This is a genomic window from Levilactobacillus fujinensis, from assembly GCF_003946335.1.
Taxonomy (GTDB): Bacteria; Bacillota; Bacilli; order Lactobacillales; family Lactobacillaceae; genus Levilactobacillus; species Levilactobacillus fujinensis.
In genome coordinates this window covers 42,392-52,378 of the sequence record NZ_RHNX01000022.1, presented here as the reverse complement: position 1 = coordinate 52,378, position 9,987 = coordinate 42,392, and the positions used below count along the sequence as shown (strand labels likewise).

11 protein-coding genes and 1 other annotated feature are annotated in these 9,987 nt (G+C 47.9%); of the genes, 9 read left to right on the top strand and 2 right to left on the bottom strand.

The genetic code is table 11. The features are described from left to right. Nucleotides 1–334: 334 nt before the first annotated feature. The 9 genes from EKM89_RS08910 (at nt 335) to EKM89_RS08870 (ending at nt 7,832) form a co-directional block, all read left to right on the top strand. The gene (locus tag EKM89_RS08910; RefSeq protein ID WP_125687765.1) at nt 335–1,075 is read left to right on the top strand and encodes an SDR family NAD(P)-dependent oxidoreductase; all 741 of its coding nucleotides are present in this window, start codon (nt 335–337) and stop codon (nt 1,073–1,075) included. A 316-nt stretch (nt 1,076–1,391) separates the two neighbouring features. Further along, entirely contained in the window at nt 1,392–2,744 is a 1,353-nt protein-coding gene (locus EKM89_RS08905) for a TrkH family potassium uptake protein (RefSeq protein ID WP_125687763.1), read from the top strand. Nucleotides 2,745–2,757: 13 nt separating this feature from the next. Next, the gene (locus EKM89_RS08900) at nt 2,758–3,420 is read left to right on the top strand and encodes a potassium channel family protein (protein ID WP_125687761.1); all 663 of its coding nucleotides are present in this window, start codon (nt 2,758–2,760) and stop codon (nt 3,418–3,420) included. A gap of 319 nt (nt 3,421–3,739) precedes the next feature. Beyond that, the gene (locus EKM89_RS08895; protein ID WP_125687759.1) at nt 3,740–4,288 is read left to right on the top strand and encodes a TetR/AcrR family transcriptional regulator; all 549 of its coding nucleotides are present in this window, start codon (nt 3,740–3,742) and stop codon (nt 4,286–4,288) included. Between the two features lie 66 nt (nt 4,289–4,354). Further along, nucleotides 4,355–5,350 (top strand): NAD(P)H-dependent flavin oxidoreductase, encoded by a 996-nt coding sequence (locus tag EKM89_RS08890; RefSeq protein ID WP_125687757.1) that lies wholly within the window; start codon nt 4,355–4,357, stop codon nt 5,348–5,350. Nucleotides 5,351–5,518: 168 nt separating this feature from the next. After that, entirely contained in the window at nt 5,519–5,986 is a 468-nt protein-coding gene (locus EKM89_RS08885) for a Cro/Cl family transcriptional regulator (protein ID WP_125687755.1), read from the top strand. Between the two features lie 156 nt (nt 5,987–6,142). Then, nucleotides 6,143–6,625, top strand: a complete 483-nt coding sequence (locus tag EKM89_RS08880) for a hypothetical protein (RefSeq protein ID WP_125687753.1) — start codon at nt 6,143–6,145, stop codon at nt 6,623–6,625. Nucleotides 6,626–6,856: 231 nt separating this feature from the next. Then, nucleotides 6,857–7,270: a MarR family winged helix-turn-helix transcriptional regulator gene (locus EKM89_RS08875; RefSeq protein WP_164510558.1), complete on the top strand. Its 414-nt coding sequence runs from the start codon at nt 6,857–6,859 to the stop codon at nt 7,268–7,270. 235 nt (nt 7,271–7,505) lie between these two features. Further along, the gene (locus EKM89_RS08870) at nt 7,506–7,832 is read left to right on the top strand and encodes a YrdB family protein (RefSeq protein ID WP_125687751.1); all 327 of its coding nucleotides are present in this window, start codon (nt 7,506–7,508) and stop codon (nt 7,830–7,832) included. 211 nt (nt 7,833–8,043) lie between these two features. Here the strand turns inward: EKM89_RS08870 and asnA are convergent, their stop codons facing one another. After that, complete coding sequence (gene asnA / locus EKM89_RS08865) at nt 8,044–9,051, bottom strand: aspartate--ammonia ligase (RefSeq protein WP_125687749.1); 1,008 nt, start codon at nt 9,049–9,051, stop codon at nt 8,044–8,046. Between the two features lie 56 nt (nt 9,052–9,107). After that, nucleotides 9,108–9,359 (bottom strand) — a binding site (T-box leader). A gap of 131 nt (nt 9,360–9,490) precedes the next feature. Continuing rightward, the gene (locus EKM89_RS08860; RefSeq protein ID WP_125687747.1) at nt 9,491–9,811 is read right to left on the bottom strand and encodes a DsrE family protein; all 321 of its coding nucleotides are present in this window, start codon (nt 9,809–9,811) and stop codon (nt 9,491–9,493) included. Nucleotides 9,812–9,987 lie beyond the last annotated feature (176 nt).

Below are 9,987 nucleotides of genomic sequence, written 5' to 3'. Positions count from 1 at the left end.
TCATTCTCACTTTCAATTAGTTTTGGTCGACGATGTTGATGTGGGGCAGTGTGCCCCTTTTATTATACAGAAAATGGCGTCGACAGATTTCTCTATCAACACCAAATATCATAGAACCGTAACAACATTAAATTCTAAAACAGATGGTAAGTGCTTGGCAGCTTAACATTGCATGGAAGAACATTATCTGTTATTTTCATGTTTCTAAATTCTCTGCGTGCAATTTGAAAAAGGTATGCTAAAATAATCTCGTAATGTTAGTGTTTTCACTTTACTAAGATGTTCGATTTATCAGGATGTTTGTTGCTATTTATGGGTTTATGGAGGTAAAAGCATGGCAAATTTATCAGGTAAAACAGCATTAGTTACGGGTGGCACAAGTGGTATTGGGACCGCTATTGTAGAAAACTTTATTAAGAATGGTGCCAAAGTAGTATTTACCGGTCGTAATGTTGAGGCTGGTAAAAAAATTCAAGATCAGTTAGGCAAAAATTCTTATTTCATCAAGCAGGATGTATCTGAGGCTGAAACTTGGCCAAAGGTTGTTAGTGAGGGTGAAAAGCACTTTTCCACGTCATTTGATATTTTAGTAAACAATGCCGGGATTGCGATTCAAAACTCTATTGAGGACGTTTCAATCGCAGATTATGATAAAGTTGTTAAGATAAATCAATATGGTGTCTTTTACGGGATGAAGTATACTTTACCATCACTTAAGAAAAATGGTAATGGATCAATTATCAATATCTCTTCGGTTGCTGGGATGGCAGGTTTCGCAGACCTGAGTGGTTATGTATCAAGCAAATGGGCTGTCCGCGGTATGAGTAAAGGTGCAGCACTTGAGTTTACTAAGTACGGAATTCGTGTAAATTCTGTCCACCCAGGCGTTATCAAGACGCCAATTCTGGATACAACTAGTGAAGAATCATTGAAAGCCACTGAGTCCGCAATTCCAATGGGACGCGTAGGTCGTCCGGCTGAATTAGCGAACATGGTTAGTTTCTTGGCGTCGGACGAGGCCAGTTATGCTACCGGTCAAGAGTTTGTGATTGATGGTGGATTGACGACGCCATAGTATAACGGATTAGTAGCGTAACACTTTGTTAAGTTAATTCATATAAGACTCATAGTTTGATTTTTTCCTGTGGTAGCTTTATTTCACCCAAAATCAGATTAGGAGTCTTTTATTTTGAATATTGGATTTTTTAAAAGTAAATTTTGAGGGGACAAGGGTCGTAGAAGATACTTTGTCACTAGCTTTCACCCATCTATATAGAGTATCAGTGTCTAATTCACCTCTCACCACACTGTCCTTTGTGCAAAGTAGGTATTGTTTTCCCCGGCGCTTTGTCTTAAGCTGAATGGGAAGTCTTTGACAGGATAGGAAAATCATGGAAAAAATTAAGCAATCTAAGTTATTTGATACATTATCCAAAAAAATGGTCTGGGGGTTTATCTTCCTGATCACGTTGGGGACAATTTTTTTGAGCTTGCCGGTGGCCACACGGGGGATGCAAGGAACATCCTTTATCGACACCGTGTTTACTGCGGCGTCCGCAACTTGTATCACTGGCCTCACGGTGGTTAATACCGCGCAGCACTGGTCTTTTTTTGGTCAGGTCGTCATTTTGATTCTATCTGAGGTCGGTGCGCTGGGGTATATGACGTTTGCCGTCTTACTCTTTAACATCATTCGGCGCAATCTCGACCTCTCCACACAACTGATGGTCAAGGAATCACTGAACCTAGAAAATTTAAGCGATACCAAAAGTGTCATGAAGTACGTTGTGGGCCTCTCTGCGCTCTTTCAAATTGGTGGGGCCGTCTTATTGTCCTTCGACTTTGTCGGTCGTTTTGGGTGGAAACGGGGGCTGTACGTGTCCGTTTACCACGCAGTCATGTCCTTTTGTAACGCCGGTTTTGACGTCTTCGGCAATAGCCTGATGGGCTTTCGCGACGACAGCTACCTGCTTATTGTAACCATCATTTTAATTATCGGCGGCGGTCTAGGCTTCTTGGTTTGGCGCGATCTACTGTTGTTTCATGAACGGCACCGTCTAAGCCTAAACTCGAAGTTAACGCTGATGACTACCGGGACACTGTTTGTTGCCGGCTTCGTTCTGTTGTTGGTGACGGAAAAGGACTTGTCGTTGTTGCCAAAGGGAACTTCTTGGTTTAATCGGACTATCAACACGTTATTTCTCAGTGTGACGCCCCGAACGGCCGGCCTCATCACGTTACCGACGAGTAGTCTACAGTCTGGGAGTGTCTTCATCCTAATGGTTTTGATGTTTGTCGGTGGGACGCCCGGGTCGACCGCTGGTGGGATCAAGACGACCACGTTTGGGGTGCTGATGCTGCAAAGTATCGCGCAACTTCGTGGGAAAAAAGATGTCGAATTCAGTCATCGACGATTTAGTCAATCCAACATCAGTCGGGCACTACTACTGGTTTTCTTGGCCAGCGTCGTCATTGCTTTGGCCACGTTGATTCTGACGCAAACGGAGCGGATTCCCAAGGAGTTTGGTCTCGAGTATATCGTCTTTGAGGTACTTTCCGCGTTTGGGACGGTCGGGCTGAGTCTTGGCCTCACGCCACATTTAACGGTTATCGGCAAGGTCATCATTATGTTGCTGATGTTCATCGGTCGGGTCGGCATTTTCACGTCGCTGTACTCGCTGTCGAAGCGTCAGACTAAGTTCAACCAGATTCGTTATCCTGAAGAAAATATCTTAATCGGTTAAGGAGCATGTGAAAATGAAGAAGAGTTTTGCGGTCCTCGGCCTCGGTCGTTTCGGTCAGAGTGTGGTTCAAACGTTGGCGTCTGCGCATCAGGACGTCTTGGCTGTCGACGTCAAAGAGGAGCCAGTCAATGCGATGATGGATATCGCCACCCAGACGCTGATTGCGGATACGCGTGATGAGGACGTCTTGCGCGGCCTGAACATCGATACCTTTGATTACGTCATCATTGGTATCGGCAATAACATGGAGGCCAGTATCCTGACTACCATGCTTGCCAAGGAACTCGGCGCCAAGAAAGTCATTGCCAAAGCTGAAACCAGCGACCACGGGCGGGTGCTCAAGCGGGTGGGGGCCGACCAGGTGACCTTTCCTGAACGTGACATGGGGCACGGCATTGTGCGGAAATTGCTGTCCAATCACATTCTGAACTTCATCGACCTCAGCGACGAATACACACTGGCCGAAGTGGTCATCACGGACCCGAACTTTGTGAATCAAGACTTGGTCGCGCTGAATCTGCGACAACGGTTCGATTTGACCGTCATTGCGATTCAACATGACGGTAAGATCAACATTTCGCCGCAACCATCCGCTGTTGTGCAATTACATGACGTGTTGACGGTGGTTGGGCCGATAAAGAGCGTGGAGTCGTTGGATGAATCTTTGAAAAAATAATGGGGCGAGTCTGGGGAAAAGTCCAGGCTCCCTTTTTTGTAGCTTCAAGCTGAAAGTCCCAACATACGTTATGACGGTTGTCACAACGATACTGGGTCTAAAAGTAGGCAACGTTGTCTAACCATCGTCTTACCGGCCGGCAGATATGGGCCGAATCGGTGCGAACACAACTTGAAGCCTCGAAAGGACCGAGTCTCCAAGCTTGATTTTCTAATAAGCCCGGAACTGAATTGTTCAGCTAGCAGTCTTAATGCTCGCCGGCCAACCGTCCTTTTGACTAACACGTATTGTGAGCGAATATGAAATCAGGTGAGAATCAATGGCAGAAGATAAAATTATTGCGGCGTTTCTCGACTTACTCGCGGAGCAGCCATACGCGAAGCTCAACGTGCGGACGATTATGAGCCACGCTGAGTTAACACGGACCGTTTTCTATGAGTATTTTGATAATAAGGATGACTTGGCACGAGTGACGTTGAGCACCTTGTTGGAAGGCGTTATCTTGCGGGCTAGCAAGGTATTTACCCCGAACCGGACCATGAATACGGCGACCACACTGGCTAGCTTGCAAGTGTTGCGGGATCATCGTCACGAAATTCGCCTATTGTTTGCGGTACAGCAGGGAGAAGTCCATCTACGGGCCGAGTTTCAGCAACAAGTGGCCAATCTGATCCGCGCGCAAGTCCAACAATATTGGCCACAAACACCTGCCCGCAAGGTTGATTACTTTGCGCAGCTCTTCGCGTCCTCCATGATCACCACCATCCTCTGGTTCTTTCAACACGAAGATGCGACTGAAGCTGAGGTGGTTGCGGCCATTGATACCTGTGTTTTCCAAGGGATGTCAGGGCTCCTGACACAATCGTAAAAGTGTCTACCGGTATTTAGAGGGGTTAGTTATACTTGTGTCATTCTTAACAAGGAGTGACAATTTATGAAGAGTTTACAGGAAACGTTGCACATTAAGTACCCGATTATTAGTGGCCCCATGGCGTGGACCTCGATGGCGCCGCTCGTTGGTGCCGTCAGCAATGCTGGTGGTTTCGGTGTTCTCGGGGTTGGCTTTTCACCCAGTGAAGTCGTTGCGCACGAGATTGAGGCGACACAACAGTTGACGGACAAGCCGTTTGCCATTAATGTCACTATTTTTCCGGAAGTCGAGGAGAATCTGGAACGGGTGACAGCCATTGCTGCACGTGAGGGCGTTGGCTACATTTACGCGGACAATGGGGCCGGACTCGAACGTGATTTCACCCAGAAATGGTTCGACAAATGGCATGCGTTGGGGATGACTGTGCTGACCAAAGTTATGACCAGTAATGAAGCGCAGGTCGCGGATGACTGTGGTGCCGACGTCATCATCGCCAAAGGCTGGGAAGGTGGCGGTCACATCTCGCTGGAAGGCACTATGGCACTCTTACCGCAAGTGATGGATGTGGTCAAGCATGCACTAGTTGTGGCTTCCGGGGGTATCGCCGATGGTCGTGGGTATGCAGCTGCCAGAATGTTTGGCTGTGCCGGTATTGAAATGGGCACGCGGTTCATGGCTGCGACGGAAGGTAGTACGCACGAGAACGTTAAGCGTGCTGTCGTGGCGGCTCAAGACGGGGATGTTGTCATGACTGGGGCCTCGACTGGTGCACCGTGCTGGCAGCTGAAAAACCAGCTATCGGATCAAATGGCCGCTATCGAACGTGCCGATAAGCCGAGTGTAGCAGCTGAAAAACTGCAGACGATTGCTGTGAGTTCGCTACGCCAGGCTTCGGAGAAGGGCAATGTCACCGATCGGGGTGCTGTTATGGCTGGACAGGTCGTACCATTGGTGAAACAGGTCGAACCGGTCGCACAGATTTTAGAAGAGACGTACCGGGATGGTATCCGTATCTTACGGCAGACGGCGGATTTACCAGAGTGTCAAGTAAAAGCCTAGTTTGGACGGGAAACGGGCGCTTACTGAAGGGTGAGCGCCTTTCTTATGCGGTCGCCCGTTTCTTGTACAGTCATTTGACGACTAACGGGGTCGGTGCGGTTGCCGTTGCCTCTCGTCATTCGAGTGGGTATAGTTGGATTAAATGGCTACTAGGCGGGGGATGATCCAATGAACGATGACCTATTCAAAATCACCAATTGGCTACGCGTCAAGAGCCAGCAACAGATGGTCACCCAGGAGGGCGATGAACTAAACCGTGCGCGGGCCGCCCAGCTACTCTATTATGTTCAGGGGACCTGTTTGGCCATCTATGGTGTGAGTGCCTTTACGGACAAGATGATTGCTGGCAAACGGGGTGTGGAACTTGCAAGATTGAATACTCAGTATCCGGGGGTCCGGGGCATCGTTGGCTATCTGACCGAACGGACATTGGCCGACTATGATGAGTTAGCGACCTGTGAGCCATTTACGTCCATTTTGGAAGGCGTTTGGCAAAATCTGGGAGACTTGTCGGCCCTGCAGTTAATGTGGCGGGTGCGGCGAGATGATCCGTGGCAACAGACAACGCGGGGAGAGGCTTTAGATTTGGACGTGGTTACGACATATTTTCGTGAGCATGTCGTGAACCAAGATTAGCTGGCGGCAGGGGGTGATTTTATTAGCGATCGCTTAAAACGATAATTAAATTCGTAAGACCTTAAGTTTCCGCATAGCCAAGTCCTCAACCACCCAATCAACGACACTCTGCGTTATCCTAAAGGTAAGCAACCGATCGACTAGGGGGATGGAACAATGACGCGCGACACCACGACCGACAACCTGATTCAGACGCTTATTGCTCGTTTACGTAATGCGGGAATTCACGTCAATGTGACCCGCCACAAGACAACTAGCCTGTACCTACACCTGGACAACGATATCTTAAAAGAAATCCGGATCAGTGACCATGGTATCGGGAAAAAATCTTGGCATAGAGTGGGGTACGACATCCGCACGGACCGTGACCGGCGACTGTGCTTCCAGCTGGAGAACCGCTGTTTTCAGTATGGTCAGCAAAATGCCCTGAGTGTCGTTGAGAAAGTCATTTATGATCGTGATCGAGAAGTTGCTGCATTAGGCGCACAAGGGTACCAGCAGTTGGTGCGCACCGCCAAGGTTCACCGCCAACTTCCAAGTAAAGAGGCGGCGTTTGAAAATAAACTCAGTCAATTCTTTGACCGCGCCACACCGAATCAACCGTCGCGTAGTCGGCGACGGGAGTGGCCCTTGTCCTAAGTCTGACTAAACGTAAGCGAGGTGAGTCGCATGCAACAACATCCACATAAGGCGTCTTCGATTGACGTCGAACATTTGGCCGAAATTGCGACAGTTTTGGGTGTTATGATTCCGTTGGTGCTAAGTTATCTGAGTAAGTAAGATGGCGAAGGCGTTGTGTGTTCGATAGTCTGCGGTAGGCAGAAGGAGAAAATGACCTAGAATGGGAGACATTAGCGATTAGCTAACTAAGTGTTGGCCCGTGATTCTGATTATTTTGCCAAGCAACTCGGACTGACCGGCATGCAAATTAGCACCATTAACTTTATTGCCGATCATGAAACGACGCAAGATATCTTTCAGCGTGATTTAGAACATGAATTCAACATGCGTAAAGCCACCGCTTCTAGCTTAGGCACAACAATGGTGACTAAAGAACTCCTGATCCGCGTACCGGCCACTAATGACGCCCGATATAAACGACTATTATTAACGCCCAAAGCCCGCCAACTTGCCGCCCAAATCGAAGCTTTCTTTGAAGCGAGTGAACGCCGCTTGCAACACTTGTTGGGACCAACTTTCGAGACCACTTATATCAACCTCACGTCGATTAGTTCAGCCTTTACGACGACACATACGCATCAGCATGTCAAAAAAGATCGTTAGTTGGCATGCTCATCAATCGGCACAAAAAAGAAGGGCAGTCAACCAACCATGAATATATCCAAGGTCTGCACCAAGATAAACACGACACATGGCACACGCCGTTTTCTACAGCGTGCAGAATTATCTTTATCTGATGTCAAGTTAGCTGACATGGCAACCCAGTTATCATTGGCCCTTAAAAGCAAGAATGACACTAAGTTCAGCGGCTTGCTAGCAAGCTTGGGTGATTCTTCGAATGTTTAAAGAAATTAATAACGTTATTCGTTTTTTAGTAGAAATGACAAGTCTTGGCTTACTCGTCGCTAGTGGCCTTAAAAATGGTAACCTTGTTTTAAAAATAGGCATTGGGATCATCATGCCAGTAATCATCATGCTATTTTGGTCACATTACATGGCACCAATGTCGGCCGCCAGATTGACTGAATCCGCTCGTATGATTGCTGAATTTCTTATCTTTGGCAGTACAGCTTTCCTAATCGCGCTTTCCTTTGATTGGAAAGTGGCATCAACATATATTGTCATCGTTGCCGCTAACACAATCCTTGATCACGTTCTGACTTAAAGATTAAGCCATCTCTCTAATTCCACTGAGAATCCAATACAAATATACTAAAACCCAAAAAGGCTACCCACCACACCGATAAACTTCGGTCCAGTGAGTAGCACTTTCTTCTATATATAATGTGGAGTTTGGTCACGAATAGTCTGCGCAACTCGGCAACCGATGATCTGGCTGGCAGGACTTGCGACTAGCCACTCGCAATCACTCGGGTTTACAGTAAGTGAATGTTTCCAGCTTCACACTTGGTAATCATTTCTTGTGGCCACAGGGCAGCTTGAACCTCACCGACGTGGGCCTTGCCTAGTAGCAGCATGCACAGCCGAGATTGGCCGATCCCACCGCCAATCGTGAACGGCACTTCTTCGTTCATGACCATCTTGTGGTAGGGAAGGCTCAGGCGGTCTTCGGCGTGCGCAATCTTCAGTTGTTTCAACATGGCGGCGGCGTCGACCCGGATTCCCATGCTGGAGATTTCCATTGACTGGTTTAAGGGTTCGTACCAGAATAGAATATCACCGTTCATTTCCCAGTCGTCGTAGTCGGGAGCCCGGCCATCGTGGCGCTTGCCACTCTTCAATGCGCCGCCGATTTTCATCAGAAAGACACAACCGAGTTTCTTCGTAATGGCGTTTTCCCGTTCCTTCGGTGTCATCGTGGGATACATGTCTTCGAGTTCTTGCGTCGTCACGAAATGGATCTCGTCTGGCAAATGGTGAACGGCTTGGGGGAACTTGTACCAAACTTCGTGTTCCATGTGCTTGATGACCTTGAAAATAGTCCGGACGGTAGTCTGCAACGTCTCGATGGTTCGTTCGTCTTTGCTAATGACCTTTTCCCAATCCCATTGGTCAACGTAGGCGGAATGGTAGTTGTCGAGGTCCTCGTCCTTACGAATGGCGTTCATGTTGGTATAGAGGCCTTCGTGCATGTTAAAACCATAACGCTGCAACGCCACACGCTTCCATTTTGCCAGGGAATGGACGATTTCAATAGTTTCGTCGCCCATGTCGGCCATGGTAAATGAAACGGGCTTTTCCACGCCGTTCAGGTTGTCGTTGAGGCCGGTCGACTTCTCAACGAACATAGGAGCGGACAGCCGGGAGAGGTTCAGTTGCTTTCCAAATTCTTCTTGGAAGGTTTCACGAATGTAGCGGATAGCTGCTTGCGTTTCTTTAACGGATAATTTTGGATCGTAGTCCTTTGGAATAATTAAATGCATGGTCATAATCTCCTTTGGGTTTTAGATAAAATAAAAAGAGTCTCTCATCCCGAAAATCAAGGGACGAGAAACTCTCGCGGTACCACCCAAGTTGTCTACCTGCAGGATAGACCAGCTCAAAAATAGAGTACAAACATACTCCACCGATGGTAACGTACCGGTTAACGGCCACGCCTACTCTGACAACGTCATTTCAGGTAGCAACTAAGAAAGTGTTTTTCGGCTAAGGTGAACACTGATTGGGTTTGCACTAACTCCCAACTCACTGGCAGGTCGACTTAACGTACTCCTCTTTCCTCCGTTTTTTATCTTATGGGCTTAATCCTAGCACGTTTTGGTCAGATGTAAATAACTAAATTAAAAATCGGCAAGAATTCTCACCAAAGATGAGCGTGCAAATCCACGCCAGAAATAGGCGCAACGGGATTTTGAAATTTTTTTAAAACGTGACGGTCTTGTCCGCCCAGACGACTAAATCGACACAGTCAGTCATGGTACCAGCGGGACAAGCAGCAGAACCTGTCAGCTGACGATTCTTGAGACAAGTGCCACAGGCGAGCACGATACCGCCAGCAGTTTCAAAATGTGCTAGCTCGCCGGTCACGTCGTAGCGGGCATTGCCAACGGATTCGATTTCAACGCCGCCACCCATCAGAAACAAATGGACCGTGTGCCCAGCCGCCAAGCCAGCAACGCCAAAGCGTAGCGCGTTCCACACCGTTTCCGGATCCCTGCTTTCCAAAATCACACCTAACTTCATCGGTATCAGCTTCTTTCGGCTTTTCATTAATCGTATCATATGTGCTTGGGCGGGGATACTGAAATGATTGAGATTGTACATAAGGACAAAAATCGTTTTAAAAATTTAAGTTGCGTTCGCCCAATCTCGCCCATATCTGCTGGCCGGTAAGGCGGCAATTGGACTGTGTTGCCTAA